The organism is Ectopseudomonas toyotomiensis, assembly GCF_017167985.1.
Lineage (GTDB): Bacteria > Pseudomonadota > Gammaproteobacteria > Pseudomonadales > Pseudomonadaceae > Aquipseudomonas > Aquipseudomonas toyotomiensis.
Map to the genome: position 1 here is coordinate 3,382,732 of NZ_CP070505.1, position 15,017 is coordinate 3,397,748.

The 15,017-nt window shown below is 61.7% G+C and carries 17 protein-coding genes; 9 read left to right on the plus strand and 8 right to left on the minus strand.

Annotation, left to right across the window (positions count from 1 at the left end; all coding sequences use genetic code 11):
- Positions 1–54: 54 nt before the first annotated feature.
- From JWV26_RS15470 to JWV26_RS15480, 3 genes are all read right to left on the minus strand, one after another.
- Positions 55–1,053: a putative solute-binding protein gene (locus JWV26_RS15470; protein ID WP_206417261.1), complete on the minus strand. Its 999-nt coding sequence runs from the start codon at positions 1,051–1,053 to the stop codon at positions 55–57.
- A gap of 52 nt (positions 1,054–1,105) precedes the next feature.
- The gene (locus JWV26_RS15475) at positions 1,106–2,140 is read right to left on the minus strand and encodes a hypothetical protein (protein WP_206417262.1); all 1,035 of its coding nucleotides are present in this window, start codon (positions 2,138–2,140) and stop codon (positions 1,106–1,108) included.
- Between the two features lie 216 nt (positions 2,141–2,356).
- Entirely contained in the window at positions 2,357–3,358 is a 1,002-nt protein-coding gene (locus tag JWV26_RS15480; protein WP_017678947.1) for a GlxA family transcriptional regulator, read from the minus strand.
- Between the two features lie 145 nt (positions 3,359–3,503).
- Between JWV26_RS15480 and JWV26_RS15485 the strand changes: the two genes are divergently transcribed.
- Together JWV26_RS15485 and nfi are read left to right on the plus strand one after the other, a co-directional pair.
- The gene (locus JWV26_RS15485) at positions 3,504–4,643 is read left to right on the plus strand and encodes an acyl-CoA dehydrogenase family protein (RefSeq protein ID WP_017678948.1); all 1,140 of its coding nucleotides are present in this window, start codon (positions 3,504–3,506) and stop codon (positions 4,641–4,643) included.
- Positions 4,644–4,704: 61 nt separating this feature from the next.
- Positions 4,705–5,418, plus strand: coding sequence for a deoxyribonuclease V (gene nfi, locus JWV26_RS15490; protein WP_093048763.1), 714 nt, complete (start codon positions 4,705–4,707; stop codon positions 5,416–5,418).
- On the opposite strand, the gene JWV26_RS15495 is transcribed toward nfi, so the two are convergent.
- The gene (locus tag JWV26_RS15495; RefSeq protein WP_206417263.1) at positions 5,415–6,452 is read right to left on the minus strand and encodes an NADP(H)-dependent aldo-keto reductase; all 1,038 of its coding nucleotides are present in this window, start codon (positions 6,450–6,452) and stop codon (positions 5,415–5,417) included. The two genes, nfi and JWV26_RS15495, sit on opposite strands and share 4 nt — an antisense overlap.
- A 247-nt stretch (positions 6,453–6,699) precedes the next feature.
- Here JWV26_RS15495 and rplM point away from each other — a divergent pair, with 247 nt between their 5' ends.
- From rplM to JWV26_RS15530, 7 genes are all read left to right on the plus strand, one after another.
- Positions 6,700–7,128 (plus strand): 50S ribosomal protein L13, encoded by a 429-nt coding sequence (gene rplM / locus JWV26_RS15500; RefSeq protein ID WP_017678951.1) that lies wholly within the window; start codon positions 6,700–6,702, stop codon positions 7,126–7,128.
- 14 nt (positions 7,129–7,142) lie between these two features.
- On the plus strand, positions 7,143–7,535 hold the full coding sequence (gene rpsI, locus JWV26_RS15505; RefSeq protein ID WP_003459292.1) for a 30S ribosomal protein S9: 393 nt from the start codon (positions 7,143–7,145) through the stop codon (positions 7,533–7,535).
- Between the two features lie 254 nt (positions 7,536–7,789).
- Complete coding sequence (gene petA / locus JWV26_RS15510) at positions 7,790–8,383, plus strand: ubiquinol-cytochrome c reductase iron-sulfur subunit (RefSeq protein ID WP_021488093.1); 594 nt, start codon at positions 7,790–7,792, stop codon at positions 8,381–8,383.
- The gene (locus JWV26_RS15515; protein WP_072423049.1) at positions 8,383–9,594 is read left to right on the plus strand and encodes a cytochrome b; all 1,212 of its coding nucleotides are present in this window, start codon (positions 8,383–8,385) and stop codon (positions 9,592–9,594) included. Before petA ends, JWV26_RS15515 begins: the two co-directional genes overlap by 1 nt.
- Positions 9,594–10,373: a cytochrome c1 gene (locus JWV26_RS15520; RefSeq protein WP_072423048.1), complete on the plus strand. Its 780-nt coding sequence runs from the start codon at positions 9,594–9,596 to the stop codon at positions 10,371–10,373. Before JWV26_RS15515 ends, JWV26_RS15520 begins: the two co-directional genes overlap by 1 nt.
- A 167-nt stretch (positions 10,374–10,540) precedes the next feature.
- Positions 10,541–11,158 (plus strand): glutathione S-transferase N-terminal domain-containing protein, encoded by a 618-nt coding sequence (locus tag JWV26_RS15525; protein WP_021488096.1) that lies wholly within the window; start codon positions 10,541–10,543, stop codon positions 11,156–11,158.
- A 13-nt stretch (positions 11,159–11,171) separates the two neighbouring features.
- Positions 11,172–11,585: a ClpXP protease specificity-enhancing factor gene (locus JWV26_RS15530; RefSeq protein ID WP_072423046.1), complete on the plus strand. Its 414-nt coding sequence runs from the start codon at positions 11,172–11,174 to the stop codon at positions 11,583–11,585.
- Between the two features lie 48 nt (positions 11,586–11,633).
- Here JWV26_RS15530 and JWV26_RS15535 read toward each other — a convergent pair whose 3' ends face one another.
- From JWV26_RS15535 to JWV26_RS15550, 4 genes are read right to left on the minus strand one after another with little or no spacing between them, the layout of a single operon-like run.
- Positions 11,634–12,167 carry a BON domain-containing protein gene (locus tag JWV26_RS15535; RefSeq protein WP_072423045.1) on the minus strand — a complete coding sequence of 178 codons (534 nt, stop codon included), beginning with the start codon at positions 12,165–12,167 and terminating at the stop codon, positions 11,634–11,636.
- The gene (locus JWV26_RS15540; protein ID WP_017678957.1) at positions 12,164–12,757 is read right to left on the minus strand and encodes a phosphoheptose isomerase; all 594 of its coding nucleotides are present in this window, start codon (positions 12,755–12,757) and stop codon (positions 12,164–12,166) included. Before JWV26_RS15540 ends, JWV26_RS15535 begins: the two co-directional genes overlap by 4 nt.
- Positions 12,758–12,782: 25 nt before the next feature.
- The gene (locus tag JWV26_RS15545; protein ID WP_074913498.1) at positions 12,783–13,142 is read right to left on the minus strand and encodes a YraN family protein; all 360 of its coding nucleotides are present in this window, start codon (positions 13,140–13,142) and stop codon (positions 12,783–12,785) included.
- Positions 13,139–14,947 carry a penicillin-binding protein activator gene (locus JWV26_RS15550; RefSeq protein WP_206417264.1) on the minus strand — a complete coding sequence of 603 codons (1,809 nt, stop codon included), beginning with the start codon at positions 14,945–14,947 and terminating at the stop codon, positions 13,139–13,141. The genes JWV26_RS15545 and JWV26_RS15550 overlap by 4 nt, the downstream gene beginning before the upstream one ends.
- Positions 14,948–15,017 lie beyond the last annotated feature (70 nt).

Genomic DNA, 15,017 nt, shown 5'->3' on the forward strand with positions numbered 1-15,017 from the left:
CAGGCTCTACGGTCAAGGCGGAGTACGGGGCGTGCACGCCCCGTTTCGTTATTGTTATTCGAGGTTCTGGGCGCACTCGGCATCGGCCGAGTCGATCTGGCAGCGCACGCGTTTCATCACCGCCATCATGCGTTTGTCATAGATGCCTTCCTCGGTCAGCGAAATGCGCGCCTCACGTAGCATCACGCTGTACTTCTCCATGTCCTCGGGCGGAATGTCGATCCAGTAGTGTTTGTCGATCTCGCTTTCCGATTGCGTGATGATGCTCATGGCGCGGCTGTACTGGCTGAGGGCGAACTCGCGTGATTGTTGCCCAAAGCCTTCGGGGAAGCGGTCAGGACGGATGACCAGTTGATAGGTCAGTTGCAGCACCGGGAAGCGCGCCACGCCGCCGCGTTCACCCATGCCCTTCTGCAGTTCCAGCGGTTTGTAGGCGGCCGCAGGCGCTCCGACCACATCCACCGAGCCGTTATTGAATTTGCCGGCGAAGTTGGTGACATCGGAGGCGACTGGCTGGGCGCCGATGCGTTGCACCATCTTCGCCTGTGCATTGTCGTAGTCCATGATCGCGAACTTCTTGCCCGACAGTTTGCTGATGTTGTCGATGGTGCGGTCGTTGACGAACAGGTAGGCCGCGCCCATGGGCACGATGCCTGCCACTTCGTAGGGGCCGCTGGTCATGAACTTGCTGGCCTTGGGCGAGCTCAGGGTGGTGATCACCGTTTCCAGCGCCTGGTAGCTGGGCAGGGCGCCCAGTGCTTCCAGGCTGCCGGTAAAACCGTTGAACTGACGGGCGCGCAAGCCCATGATCATCACGCCATCGCACTGCCCGGCCTTGAAGTCTTCTGCAGCGATTTTCTCGTCGGTGTAGGGCTTGAGCTCGAGGCTGGCGCCGAAATTGTTGGCAGCCAGTTGGTAGTCCTTCATCAGGCTGTAGATGTCGCCCTGGGCGCCAAGGATGTCGAACACGCAGATCCTCTGGGCGAAGGCCTGGGGGGCGGCGCCCAGTGCCAGGCAGAGCAGAGCGGGGGCGGCGAGGTTGGAACACTTCATGGCGGATACTCCGGGTCATGCCGCTGAGGCGGGAAGGCTTGTGACGAGCTGACTAGAGCAGGTCGTCGATCTCGATGGCGGTATCGACCGGCTGCTGCTTCTCGTCCCAGAAACGCAGCAGGCCACCGATTGGCGTGCGTGTGCCGGCATTGGTCGTCCAGTAGCGATCGGCATTGTTCATGACGGTGCTGCTGCTGATGGCATCGACCTGGGCATACGACTCGTTGAGGGTGAAGCTGCTGTTCCCCGCCTGGGTCGAGCCGAAGGCCCTCAGCGCGCTGCGCAGGTGCTGCTCATCGTTCTTCGCCGTGGCGGAGATCACGTAGAGGGCGTGGGCCAGGCGTACGCCGCGACGCTCACCGATCTGTCGCGACTGCTCGAGCACCTGCCAGGGATTCTGCCCCTCACCGCTGCCCGGCAGCATGTTCCAGACCAGAGCGCGCGCCGCCATCGGGGCACCCCACCACTTCTCGTTGTCCAGGCAGGTCATGGCGCGCTCGGTCTTGGCCGCGATGTCCTTGGGCACGCCGACGGCGTTCTGCGAGTTGATGTCGTTCTGGATGGCTTGCAGGCCCTGGATCAGGCCCAGCAGGTAGATCAGTTCGTCGATGTCCTGGTCGAAAGTCGGGCAGCTGTCGCCGATGCGGATGTCGAAGCGCTGCTCGTAGTAGTTGGCGAAGTTCCGGTACGACTGGTATTGGCGGCGTGCTGCCAGCTCGGCATAGCGCTTCTGGGTGATGCGTGCATCCTGTGCCTCTTCGACCTGCTTGCTGCGTGAGGCGCGCAGGTAGCGCAGCTCCTGCTCGAAGGCGGTCTGCTCGGCACAGGTAGCGGCGGTGAGGTAGAGCAGGGTCAGCAACTGCTGGTTGTCGGCACCCATGCCGCTGGTGGACTGGATGAGGGGGGCGACGGACGCGCCGGAATAACAGGCCATGTCGGCGTCATGGCTTTCGAGCATGGGGCCGACCAGGTTGTTTTCCATGAAACGCAGCGATTGGTTGGCGCCGAAGCGTTTGATCGGGGTGCAGGCTGTCAGTAGCACCAGCGATGCAATGGCGCACAGGCGCAGCGCACGAGAGATTCCCATGGCGTTCTCCATCGTTATTGTTGTTGTAGAGGCGCATCCAGCGCACGGTCTTGCGTGTCTGCCACGCGTAGGCGGGCCGACCACGTAAGCACTCTACTGGCAGCGGGTTGGGCTGATACCCAATCTTCTGGTGGGTGTGGCGGGTTGGTAGACAGATCGTCTAGTGCAAGGCGTTACCGAATCGCCGCAGGCGCGGCGAACGGCGCCTGCGCGATTTCACTGGGGCTGCTGCTGGAACTGACGGCGGTAGTGGTTGGGGGACAGCCCCGTGTGCTGGCGGAACAGGCGTGCGAAGAAGCTGGCATCGTCGTAGCCGATCTCGTAGCTGACGGTCTTGATGCTCTTGCGGGTGGAGGACAGCAGGCTCTTGGCGGTTTCGATGCGCAGGCGCTGCAGGTAGTGCAGGGGCTTGTCGCCGGTGGCGCTCTGGAAGCGACGCATGAAATTGCGGATGCTCATACCGTGCTCGCGGGCCACGTCCTCGAAACGGAACTTGTCGGCATAGTGCTCCTCCAGCCAATGCTGGATCTGCAGCACGGTGACGTCCTGGTGCAGTTTCTGCCCGCCGAAGCCGATGCGCCCCGGCGTATAGCTGCGCTGTACCTCGTAGAGAATGTCGCGTGCCACGCCCTGGGCCACGCCGGCGCCGCAATAACGCTCGATCAGATAGATATAGAGGTCGCAGGCCGAGGTGACGCCGCCTGCGCAGTACAGGTTGTCGGCATCGGACAGGTGCTTGTCCTGATTGAGCAACACCTTGGGGAAGCGCTCGGCAAACTCGCGGAAGAAGCGCCAGTAAGTGGTCGCCTCCTTGCCGTCGAGTAGTCCCGCTTCGGCCATCCAGAACACCCCGCTGGCCTCGCCGCAGATCGCCGTACCGCTGGCATGTTGGCGTTTGAGCCAGTCCAGTACCTGTGGATAACGACGACTGAGTGCGTCGAAATCGTCCCAGAAGGCAGGCAGGATGATCACGTCGCAGCTGTCCAGACCGCCATCTACCGGCACCTTGACCTTGCTGAAGCTGTTTACGGGCAGTCCATCCGGGCTGACCAGATGGATGTCGAACGGTGGCTCAAAGCCCAGGCCCTGCTGCTTGGCATAGCGAATGCCTGCCATGTGGAAGAAGTCCTTGGCTTGCATCAGGGTGGAGGCGAAGACGCCGTCGGTGGCGAGAATGCTGACACGGCGCAACGCCGTGCGCGGCTCTGGAATAACCATAAGTATTTATTCTTGTTCAAGGCTAAGTGGTCATGTAGCGGCTGGATCGTCTTATTTTTTGGCGCTTGTGTCCAGTGCGACCAAGCGTTTGCTTGGCTAAAGTCGAGGCCATGCTTTTCCTCCCGCCCCAGACACAGGTAGCGCCATGATTCCCAGAACCCTATTCAGCTCCGACCATGAACTGTTTCGTGACAGCGTGCGCAAGTTTCTCGAGCAGGAAGCCGTGCCTTATCACCATCAGTGGGAAAAGGACGGGCATATCGACCGTGCGCTATGGAACAAGGCAGGCGAGGCGGGAATGTTGTGTTCGCATATCCCCGAAGAATATGGCGGCATGGCGGCTGACTTTCTCTACAGTACCGTGGTGATCGAAGAGATCGGGCGCCTGGGGCTGACCGGCATCGGTTTCTCGCTGCATTCGGACATCGTCGCGCCCTACATCCTGCATTACGGCAGCGAGGCGCAGAAGCAGCACTACCTGCCCAAGCTGGTCAGCGGTGAAATGGTCACGGCCATTGCCATGACCGAGCCGGGCGCGGGCTCCGATCTGCAGGGCGTGAAGACCACCGCCGTGCTCGATGGCGACGAATACGTCATCAACGGCTCGAAGACCTTCATCACCAATGGCTGGCTGGCCGATCTGGTGATCGTGGTGGCCAAGACCGATCCCAAGGCGGGTGCCAAGGGCACCAGCCTGTTCCTGGTAGAAGCCAGCACGCCGGGCTTCTCCAAGGGCAAGCGCCTGGAGAAAGTGGGCATGAAGGCGCAGGACACCTCCGAGCTATTCTTCCAGGACGTGCGCGTGCCCAAGGAGAATCTGCTGGGGCAGCCGGGCATGGGCTTCGCCTACCTCATGCAGGAGCTGCCGCAGGAGCGCCTGACCGTTGGCATCGGCGCCCTGGCTTCGGCGGAGGCCGCGCTGCAGTGGACGCTGGATTACACCCGTGAGCGCAAGGCGTTCGGCAAGGCCGTGGCGGACTTCCAGAACACCCGCTTCAAGCTCGCCGAGATGGCGACGGAGATTCAGGTCGGTCGGGTGTTCATCGACCGTTGTCTGGAGCTGCACCTGCAAGGCAAGCTCGATGTGCCGACGGCGGCGATGCTCAAGTACTGGACCACCGATTTGCAGTGCAAGGTGCTCGACGAGTGCGTGCAGCTGCACGGCGGCTACGGCTACATGTGGGAATATCCGGTGGCGCGCGCCTGGGCCGATGCGCGGGTGCAGCGCATCTACGCCGGTACCAACGAGATCATGAAGGAGATCATTTCCCGCTCGCTGGTGTAATTCGCGGGGCGAACTCAGACGTCGTCCTGCGGCTCCAAGGCAGAAATGTCTGGAGAGCTTCATGACCCGATTGAGCGATCTGGCTGCATCCCCGTTCGCGGACTGGGATGGCAGCCCGGCGGCTGCCCGTGAGTTGCAGACGCAACTGGCCCGGCAAGTACGACTAGAAGACGATCATCCGCCGCTACATCACCTGGCGGGCGTGGATGTCGGGTTCGAGGAGGGCGGCGCCATCACTCGCGCTGCCGCGGTGCTATTGGACGCCGATACTCTGGAACCGCTGGCCGAATGCGTGGTGCGCATCCCCACCAGCATGCCCTACGTGCCAGGGCTGCTGTCCTTTCGCGAACTGCCGGCCTTGCTGCAGGCCTTGGCTGGCTTGCCGCAGGAGCCGGATCTGATCTTCGTCGACGGCCATGGCATCGCCCACCCGCGCGGCCTGGGCATCGCCGCGCATTTGGGGGTGGTCAGCGGCTTGCCGACCATTGGTGTGGCCAAGAAGATTCTCACGGGGCATCACGCCGAGCTGGCCGAGGCGCGTGGTGCTTGTGTCGAGCTGCTGAGCAGTAGGGGCGAGCAGATCGGTTGGGTGTTGCGCAGCAAGGACCGCGTGCGGCCGCTGATCGTCTCGCCGGGCAATCGGGTCAGCCTCGAGCGAGTGCCCGAACTGGTGATGTCCTGCGTCAGGCGTCACCGTTTGCCCGAGCCGACTCGCCTGGCTGATCGCCTGGCTTCGCGACGCGATGCCAGGCGCGATCAGCCTTCCCTCTTTTAAGGTGCGGGGCTGGGTTGCGCCTTGTGGATCGCTTCGATACCCGCGAGCACTTCCTCGGAGAGCTTCAGCTCTGCACTGGCCAGATTGCTATCCAGTTGCGCCAGGCTGGTGGCGCCGATGATGTTGCTGGTCACGAATGGCTGCGCGGTGACGAAGGCCAGGGCCATCTGCGCAGGGTCCAGGCCGTGCTCGCGGGCCAGGGCCACGTAGCGTGAGCAGGCCGCTTCCGATTGCGGGTTGGTGTAGCGGGCGAAGCGGCTGAACAGGCTGATGCGTGCGCCAGCCGGACGGGCACCACCTTCGTATTTGCCGCTGAGCATGCCGAAGGCCAGCGGTGAGTAGGCCAGCAGGCCGCACTGCTCGCGAATCGCCACTTCCGCCAGACCCACTTCGAAGCTGCGATTGAGCAGGTTGTAAGGGTTCTGGATCGACACCGCGCGCGGCCAGCCACGGCTTTCGGCCAACTGCAGGAATTTCATGGTGCCCCACGGGGTTTCGTTGGACAGGCCGATATGGCGGATCTTTCCGGCCTTGACCTGTTCGTCGAGCACCTCCAGGGTTTCTTCCAGTGGTGTGAATTCAACGTCCTTGTGCTTGTAGTCGAGTTGGCCGAAGAAGTTGGTCGGGCGTTCCGGCCAGTGCAGTTGGTACAGGTCGATCCAGTCGGTTTGCAGGCGCTTGAGGCTAGCATCCAGGGCGGCGACGATGTGCTGGCGATTGAATTTCAGCTGGCCGTCGCGGATATGGCTGATGCCGTTGCCGGGGCCGGCGATCTTGCTGGCCAGAATCCAGTCAGCGCGGTCGCCGCGCTGCTTGAAATAGCTGCCGATGATCTGCTCGGTCTTGCTGTAGGTTTCGGCGCGCGGCGGCACCGGGTACATCTCGGCGGTATCGATGAAGTTGATGCCGCTGGCCTTGGCTCGTTCGATCTGAGCATGGCCTTCGCTCTCGCTGTTCTGCTCGCCCCAGGTCATGGTGCCCAGGCACAGTGCGCTGACATCGAGATCGGTTCGGCCCAGCTTGCGGTATTCCATGGAGTACTCCCTTGGCAAAAGAGTCATACAAGCAGGTTGAAATTTTTTTCGCAATCAGGATAATCCGGCACCTCTTTCTGCGGTGGAAGTGATGCGCCGCCTGCCGAAGAATCTTGCCGTATTGTGGACGCGCTGACCCGAGCCCCCGATAGCGTCCGTATGCGGCTGCCTTTGACTTGTCAAAGTACGCACTATCCAGTAAGATCCGCCGTCTATTTTTGCTGGGCGGCCCCTGAGGCTATAAAGAATGAAAACTTTTACTGCTAAACCGGAAACAGTAAAACGCGACTGGTTCGTCGTTGATGCTGCTGGCAAGACCCTGGGTCGTCTGGCCACCGAAATCGCGAGCCGTCTGCGTGGCAAGCACAAGCCTGAGTACACCCCGCACGTTGATACCGGCGACTACATCGTCGTGATCAATGCCGAGCAGGTGCGTGTAACTGGTGCCAAAGCCAGCGACAAGAAGTACTACTCCCACTCCGGTTTCCCGGGCGGCATCAAAGAGATCAACTTCGAGAAGCTGATCGCTCGTGCTCCTGAGCGCGTGATCGAGACTGCGGTCAAAGGCATGCTGCCGAAGAACCCGCTGGGTCGCGACATGTACCGTAAGCTGAAGGTGTACAAGGGTGCAGTTCACCCGCACACCGCTCAGCAGCCCCAAGAACTGAAGATTTAACGGAATAGTTCATTATGTCGGCGACTCAAAACTACGGCACTGGCCGTCGCAAGACCGCAACCGCGCGCGTTTTCCTGCGTCCGGGTACTGGTAACATCTCGATCAATAATCGCACCTTGGATACCTTCTTCGGTCGCGAAACCGCTCGCATGGTCGTGCGTCAGCCGCTGGAGCTGACCGAGACTGTCGAGAAGTTCGACATCTTCGTCACCGTTGCTGGTGGTGGTGTCAGTGGTCAAGCTGGTGCCATCCGTCACGGCATCACCCGCGCTCTGATCGAGTACGACGAAACCCTGCGCAGCCCGCTGCGTAAAGCTGGTTACGTTACTCGCGACGCCCGTGAAGTCGAGCGTAAGAAAGTCGGTCTGCGTAAAGCGCGTAAGCGTCCGCAGTACTCGAAGCGTTAATCGCGACTACGCTTCCAAAAGCGCCCAGTTTCCTTACGGAGCTGGGCGTTTTTTATGGGCGTGGCAAAGTGCTGCGACAACGTGCCGCAGACGCGCAAGCCGCACGCGTCAAGGCTTTCGCCAGTCTCTTCGGGGGTAATTACCTTGTCAGAAAAGGGGCTTTTCTTTACCATTTGGCGAATTTTTTGCGCGGCCCGATTTTTACTTAGTAGAGGCCTGAACAACAGGCCACAAAGCTGATGGGAGACGACTGAATGAGCAATGACGGCGTGAATGCAGGCCGGCGTCGCTTCCTGGTTGCAGCCACCTCCGTGGTGGGTGCAGCAGGAGCGGTAGGTGCTGCGACTCCGTTCGTGGGGTCATGGTTCCCCAGTGCCAAGGCCAAGGCGGCCGGTGCACCGGTGAAGGTGAACGTCAGCAAGATCGAGGCAGGTCAGCAGATGGTTGCTGAGTGGCGCGGTCAGCCGGTGTTCATCGTGCGCCGTACCGAGGAGATCCTGGCCAATCTGACCAAGATCGAAGGCAGCGTCGCCGATCCCGAGTCCGCTGCCTCCGTGCAGCCGGAATACGTGGACAAGAAAACCCGCTCGATCAAACCAGAGCTGCTGATTCTGGTAGGCCTGTGCACCCACCTGGGTTGTGCGCCGTCCTTCCGCCCGGAAGTAGCCCCGGCAGACTTGGGCCCGGACTGGGTGGGTGGTTATTTCTGCCCTTGCCACGGTTCGCGTTACGACCTCGCCGGTCGCGTGTACAAGGCACAGCCTGCACCGCTGAACCTGCCAGTGCCGCCGCACACCTACGAAACGGATGATGTGATCATCATCGGTGTGGACCAGGAGAACGCGTGATGAGCAAATTCATGGAATGGGTGGATGCGCGCTTCCCCGCCACCAAGATGTGGGAAGACCATCTCTCCAAGTACTACGCCCCGAAGAACTTCAACTTCTTCTATTTCTTCGGCTCGCTGGCGCTGCTGGTGCTGGTCAACCAGATCGTTACCGGTATCTGGCTGACCATGAGCTTCGAACCTTCGGCTGAAGGCGCGTTCGCCTCCGTCGAATACATCATGCGTGACGTCGAGTACGGCTGGATCCTGCGCTACCTGCACTCCACCGGCGCCTCGGCGTTCTTCGTGGTGGTCTACCTGCACATGTTCCGCGGTCTGCTCTACGGCTCCTACCAGAAGCCGCGCGAGCTGGTGTGGATCTTCGGCATGTTGATCTACCTGGTGCTGATGGCCGAGGCCTTCATGGGCTACCTGCTGCCCTGGGGCCAGATGTCCTACTGGGGCGCCCAGGTGATCATCTCGCTGTTCGGTGCCATTCCGGTGATCGGCGACGACCTGACCCAGTGGATCCGTGGTGACTACCTGATCTCCGGTATCACCCTGAACCGCTTCTTCGCCCTGCACGTGATCGCACTGCCGATCGTTCTGCTTGGCCTGGTCGTGCTGCACATCCTGGCGTTGCACGAAGTCGGTTCGAACAACCCGGACGGCGTCGACATCAAGAAGCACAAGGACGAGAACGGTGTGCCGCTCGATGGCATCGCCTTCCACCCTTACTACACCGTGAAAGATATCGTCGGCGTAGTGGTGTTCCTGTTCGTGTTCTGCTTCGTGGTGTTCTTCTTCCCGGAGATGGGCGGTTACTTCCTCGAGAAACCGAACTTCGAAGCGGCGAACCCGTTCAAGACACCTGAGCACATCGCCCCGGTTTGGTACTTCACGCCGTTCTACGCGATTCTGCGTGCGGTGCCGGACAAGCTGCTCGGCGTAATCGCCATGGGTGCAGCCATCGCCGTTCTGTTCGTGCTGCCCTGGCTCGACCGTAGCCCGGTCAAATCCATGCGCTACAAGGGGTGGATGAGCAAGATCTGGCTGGTGGTGTTCTGCATCTCCTTCGTCATCCTGGGTGTGCTGGGTGTATTGGCACCGACCCCGGGTCGTACCCTGCTGTCGCAGGTGTGCACCTTCCTGTACTTCGCGTACTTCATCCTGATGCCGTTCTACACCAGGATGGAGAAGACCAAACCGGTTCCGGAAAGGGTGACTGGCTGATGAAAAAGCTCTTCGCTGCATTTGTTTTCGCTGCGCTGCCGGCTCTGGCCATGGGCGCTTCCAGCAACTACCCGCTGGACAAGGTCGATATCGATCTGGCCGACAAGGCTGCCATGCAGGACGGCGCGCGTACCTTCGCCAACTACTGCATGGGCTGCCACTCGGCTCAGTACCAGCGTTACGAGCGTGTTGCCGACGACCTCGGCATCCCGCACGAAATCATGCTGGACAACCTGGTGTTCAACGACGCCAAGATCGGTGACCACATGAAGATCGGCATGAAGCCGGATGATGCCAAGGCCTGGTTCGGTGCAGCGCCGCCTGATCTGACTCTGGTCGCTCGTGTGCGTGGCAACGACTGGCTGTACACCTACCTGCGCACCTTCTACGCAGATCCGAGCCGTCCGCTGGGCGCCAACAACAAGGTGTTCCCGAACGTGGGTATGCCCAATGTGCTGGTCAGCCTGCAGGGCAATCAGGTGATCGGCTGCAAGCAGGTTCAGGTCGTCACTGATGGCAAGAAGCAGTTCGACCCGCTGACTGGCGCGCCGATCACTCACGAAGCCTGCGATCAGCTGACCGTAGAGCCGAATACCGGCAAGCTGAGCGAGGCCGAGTTCGACGAGAAGATCAAGAACCTGGTGACCTTCCTGGCTTACTCGGCCAACCCGGTCAAGCTGAAGTCCCAGCGCATCGGCACCTATGTGCTGTTGTACCTGGCGTTCTTCTTCGTGTTCGCCTACCTGCTCAAGCGTGAGTACTGGAAGGACGTGCATTAAGCCGTTGCAGTTCTCTGCATACACCTGCGCGCCCTTATGGGCGCGCAGGTTTTTGTGCTCCGCCATTCCAGGTGGCCACCTTGCGGTGTGGTCACGTGCAACTTCAAGAATTGCCTTGGGCAATTCTTCGTGTTTCTGCAAAATCAAAAAAAGCGAGGAGGATCGCCATGGCGGTGACCAATAGGTTGACCTGCTACTCCGACCCCGCCGACCACTATTCCCATCGCGTGCGTCTGGTGCTCGCCGAGAAAGGTGTCAGCGTCGAGATCATCGATGTCGAGCAGGGCCGTTGTCCGCCCAAGCTTGCCGAGGTCAATCCCTACGGCAGTGTGCCAACGCTGGTCGATCGTGACCTGGCGCTGTACGAATCGTCCGTGGTGATGGAGTATCTGGACGAGCGTTACCCGCATCCACCATTGCTGCCGGTCTATCCGGTTGCTCGCGCCAACAGTCGTCTGCTGATGCACCGTATCCAGCGTGACTGGTGCGTGCTGGTCGACCGTATTCTCGACAAGCGCAGCAAGGAGGCCGAGCGCCAACTGGCGCGCAAGGAGTTGCGCGAGAGCCTGACCGGCGTCTCGCCGCTGTTCGCGGACAAGGCATTCTTCCTCAGCGACGAGCTGAGTCTGGTGGATTGCTGCCTGCTGCCCATTCTCTGGCGTTTGCCGGTTCTGGGTATCGAGTTGCCGCGTCCGGCCAAGCCGCTGCTCGACTATATGGAGCGTCAGTTCGTCCGTGAGGCCTTTCAGGCCAGTCTTTCTGCTGCCGAGCGCGCGATGCGCTGAGAAGGAGGAAACCATGAATTCCAGTCGTCCCTATCTGGTTCGCGCCCTCTACGAATGGATCGTCGATAACGATTGCACGCCACATTTGCTGGTCAGTGCCGAGTATCCGGGCGTGCAGGTGCCACCAGGCTTCGCCAGCGATGGTCAGATCGTGCTCAATGCCTCGCCCAGTGCTGTGCGACACCTGCATATGGACAATCAGGCGGTGAGCTTCGAAGGGCGCTTCGGTGGCGTCGCGCACAGCCTGTACATTCCGGTTGCGGCGATCCTGGCGATCTACGCGCGGGAGAACGGTCAAGGTATGGTCTTCGATATGGAGCCGTCGGTTGCGGGTGGTCCGGAAGAGCCAGAGCCGGATGATGATGGGCCGTCCGGCGGCGAGCCATCGCGTCCCAGTGGCCGGCCAAGTCTGAAAGTGGTCAAGTGAGCAATGAAAAGGGCGCCCATGGGCGCCCTTGTCGTTTCTGCGTTCGAATCAGTTGGTATATTCGAACAGGCGCACAACCCGCTGCACCCCCGATACGCTCTGTACCACGCGGGTAGCGGCGTTGGCTTCTTCGCGGGTGACCAGGCCGAGCAGGTAGACGATGCCGTTCTCGGTCACGACCTTGACCCGTGCACTCGGTACGCTGCTGTCAGCCAGCATTTGCGTCTTGATCTTGGTGGTCAGCAGCGAATCGTTGCTGCGTGCCAGCAGGGATGCCGGTTGCTGTACCTGCAACTCGTTGTAGACCTTCTTCACGCCCTGTACGCCACGGGCGGTCTGAGCGGCGCGATCCTTGAGCTCGCTGCGCGGGGTTTGTCCGGCGAGCAGCACCACGCCGTTATAGCTGGTAACCACGATGCGCGAGGTCGGGCTGGACAGGTCGGCGTGTGCATTGCTGATGCGCGATGCGACTTCCGGGCCCAGGAACTGGTCATCGATCTTGTTGCCGATGCTGCGGCTGCCACAGCCTGCCAGGGTCAGGGTAACGGCCAGGGCGGCCAGAATCAGGGCGGAACGCTTCATTCTTCACTCCCAAACAATTGACTGTCGATCAGGTCGCAGAGGCAGTGGATAGTCAGCAGATGGACTTCCTGAATGCGTGCGGTGACTTTGGCTGGAACGCGGATTTCGACGTCTTCCGGCAGCAGCAGCGAGGCCATGCCGCCGCCGTCGCGGCCGGTGAGGGCGACGACGGTCATCTCACGATCATGTGCAGCTTGAATGGCCTGGATGACATTCGCGGAGTTGCCGCTGGTGGAAATCGCCAACAGTACATCGCCCGGTTGGCCGAGTGCGCGGATCTGCTTGGAGAAGATCTCGTTGTAGCTGTAGTCGTTGGCGATGGAGGTGATGGTCGAGCTGTCGGTGGTCAGCGCGATGGCCGGCAGGCTGGGGCGCTCGCGCTCGAAACGGTTGAGCAGCTCGGAGGAGAAATGCTGGGCATCACCGGCGGAGCCGCCGTTGCCGCAGGAAAGGATCTTGCCCTCGTTGAGCAGGGCCTGGACCATCACCAGGCTGGCGTGCTCGATGTATGGAGTCAGAACCTCCATGGCCTGCTGCTTGGTGTCAATGCTGGCTTGGAAGAGCTGGCGGATTCGGGATTGCATGTCCATCGGTTAAACCTTGAATTTACGGCCGTCAGGCATCGAAGGCGTTCTTGATCCAGTCGAGGCGAGTGGCACCGTCGGTACTGATGGCGACCACGTCGAAGCGGCAGGGGTAGCGGGCCCAGCGTGACTGTTGCTGTAGGAAGAGTTCTGCGGCGATGACCAACTTGCCACGCTTGCGCGCATCGATGCTCTCCAGGGCGCCGCCCCAGGCACTGTGGCGACGGGCGCGGACCTCGACGAATACTACTGTATCGCCGTCGAGCATGACCAGATCGAGCTCGCCACGCCGACAGCTCCAGTTCTGTTCGATCAGGCGCAGGCCGTTACGTTCCAGATGCTGGCGAGCCGCCTGTTCGGCGGCTCGCCCCAGATCGTTGTGTGCACTCAATTGATGCTGTCAGGAAGGCGCTGAACCTGGCCACCACGGAACTCGGCCCAGGGCAGTTGGCGCTCGATGCGCTGCGTGGCATTGAGGCTGAGGCTGCCCGACAGGCCGTCGATGCGCGAGTCAGGCAGGGCCTTGAGCTGGCCCAGGCGTGGCGCCAGGCGGTAGGCGTCGACTCCCATGGCATACAGACGGCCGAGGCTGCCGCCGGCCTGCGGCCACTGATTGCTGACTTCCTGGCGCAATGGCGCGTGGGCGTCGAGTAGCCAGGGCGTTTCGCAGAAGCGGATGCCTTCCAGGTCCTGGTACTGGGCCTGGCTATGGGCACCGGTGAACAGATGCGAGGTGGCGTAGACCGGCACGTCGCCGGCGTACTGGAAGGCCAGGGTCGGTTTGATCTGCTGAGCCTGTTGCGGGGTGGCCGCAAGGAAGATGAAGTCGATGTCCTGACGGCGCGCCGGTTGGGCATCCAGGCTGGTGCCCAAGGTATTCTGCAGGCGGCGCGCGCGCGCTTCGCTTTCGCGCAGCTGGAACAGGTCGGCGATCTGCCGGGCCAGTTCCACCGGTTGGTCGACATGTTCGGCGGCGATCAGGGTGCCGCCCTGGGCCTGCCAGCTCTGGCGGAAGGCATCCAGTACGCGGTCGCCCCAGTCGCCGCGCGGCACCAGGGCCACGGCGCGGCGCATGCCGTCATTCCAGGCGCGGCGAGCCACTTCGCGGGCTTCGTCCTCGGCGGCCAGGCCGAACTGGAACAGTTGCGCCGGGCCTTCCTGACCTGCGTCGCTGTAATTCAGGGCGAGGGTGGTGATTGGCAGTTGCTCGCGGTCGCTGAGTTGCTTGACCAGTGGTTTTTCCAGCGGACCGACCACCAGTTGTACGCCATCGGCTTGTGCCTGTTGGTAGAAGGCATCCAGCGAGCCAATCCGGGAGCTGTCGTAGAGCTTGATTTCCGGTGGGTTCTGCCCGGCCTGCTGAGCTTCGTAATGAGCGGCGAGGAAGCCGTCACGCAGGGCGCGGGCGACACTGGCCAGCTGGCCTTCCTGGGGGAGCAGCAGGGCGACGCGGGTCAGCGGCTGGCTGGCCAGTTCGCGCAGTTTTCTCAGTGCTTCGGGCAACTGCTCGGCGGCCGGGTGTTGCGGATTCTGTGCGACCCACTGGTCGATGGCTGCTTGTTGCTGTTCGAGGGTGGCACCGCTTTTGGTCACTCGCGCCAATTCCAGCCAGCCGGCCAGGTCGCTGTCGGCGCCGGCAGAGGTTTGCGGCGGCAGGCTGGAGACCAGCTCCCAGATGTTCTCGTGGTTGTCGGTCGCGACCTGGCCGCTCAGCAGCGGTGCGATGAATACGCGTTCGCGGGCGGCGGCCAGGGTCTGGCCGTCGGCTTCCAGGGCGCGCGCGCGGACCAGTTGGGTGCGAATCTGCTGCTCGACCGGCAGCTCAGCCAAGCGCTCGAGACTAGGGTGCTGCAACGCTTTCAGCGCGCTCTTGGGTTGTTTGCGGGCCATGGCCAGCTCGGCCTTGAGGGTGCTGGCGAAGATCTGTTGCGCGGGTTGCAGGCTGGCAATGTCGATCTGCTCGAGAATGCGGGTGGCGCGGGCTACATCGTTCTGCTGATAGCTCTGGTCGGCAGCGGACAGGCGCAGCAGGGCAGCCTGTTCCGGCTTGCTCTCGTCAGCTTGCTGGAGCATCTGCTCGATGCTGGCTTGTGGCGTGCGTGGCAGCTGGCCCAGGTTGTTGGAGGGCGAGCTGGCGCAGGCGGCGAGCAGGCCGGCCAGGAAAAGAGCAGAAAGAGGGCGCAGGCTAGCGATCATCGGGTCATCCTGATACTTGAGCAAAACGAGCGGCGATTGTACCCAAGGGGCGACATCCGTGCGATGCCGC

Excerpts from the sequence above, each read along its gene's own strand:
- nfi (WP_093048763.1), top strand. The coding sequence starts at position 4,705 with ATGACCCGATTGAGCGATCTGGCTGCATCCCCGTTCGCGGACTGGGAT.
- JWV26_RS15480 (WP_017678947.1), bottom strand. The coding sequence starts at position 3,358 with ATGGTTATTCCAGAGCCGCGCACGGCGTTGCGCCGTGTCAGCATTCTC.
- JWV26_RS15470 (WP_206417261.1), bottom strand. The coding sequence starts at position 1,053 with ATGAAGTGTTCCAACCTCGCCGCCCCCGCTCTGCTCTGCCTGGCACTG.
- JWV26_RS15535 (WP_072423045.1), bottom strand. The coding sequence starts at position 12,167 with ATGAAGCGTTCCGCCCTGATTCTGGCCGCCCTGGCCGTTACCCTGACC.
- rpsI (WP_003459292.1), top strand. The coding sequence starts at position 7,143 with ATGTCGGCGACTCAAAACTACGGCACTGGCCGTCGCAAGACCGCAACC.
- JWV26_RS15520 (WP_072423048.1), top strand. The coding sequence starts at position 9,594 with ATGAAAAAGCTCTTCGCTGCATTTGTTTTCGCTGCGCTGCCGGCTCTG.
- JWV26_RS15530 (WP_072423046.1), top strand. The coding sequence starts at position 11,172 with ATGAATTCCAGTCGTCCCTATCTGGTTCGCGCCCTCTACGAATGGATC.
- JWV26_RS15515 (WP_072423049.1), top strand. The coding sequence starts at position 8,383 with ATGAGCAAATTCATGGAATGGGTGGATGCGCGCTTCCCCGCCACCAAG.
- JWV26_RS15550 (WP_206417264.1), bottom strand. The coding sequence starts at position 14,947 with ATGATCGCTAGCCTGCGCCCTCTTTCTGCTCTTTTCCTGGCCGGCCTG.
- JWV26_RS15485 (WP_017678948.1), top strand. The coding sequence starts at position 3,504 with ATGATTCCCAGAACCCTATTCAGCTCCGACCATGAACTGTTTCGTGAC.
- JWV26_RS15540 (WP_017678957.1), bottom strand. The coding sequence starts at position 12,757 with ATGGACATGCAATCCCGAATCCGCCAGCTCTTCCAAGCCAGCATTGAC.
- JWV26_RS15525 (WP_021488096.1), top strand. The coding sequence starts at position 10,541 with ATGGCGGTGACCAATAGGTTGACCTGCTACTCCGACCCCGCCGACCAC.
- JWV26_RS15495 (WP_206417263.1), bottom strand. The coding sequence starts at position 6,452 with ATGGAATACCGCAAGCTGGGCCGAACCGATCTCGATGTCAGCGCACTG.
- rplM (WP_017678951.1), top strand. The coding sequence starts at position 6,700 with ATGAAAACTTTTACTGCTAAACCGGAAACAGTAAAACGCGACTGGTTC.
- petA (WP_021488093.1), top strand. The coding sequence starts at position 7,790 with ATGAGCAATGACGGCGTGAATGCAGGCCGGCGTCGCTTCCTGGTTGCA.
- JWV26_RS15475 (WP_206417262.1), bottom strand. The coding sequence starts at position 2,140 with ATGGGAATCTCTCGTGCGCTGCGCCTGTGCGCCATTGCATCGCTGGTG.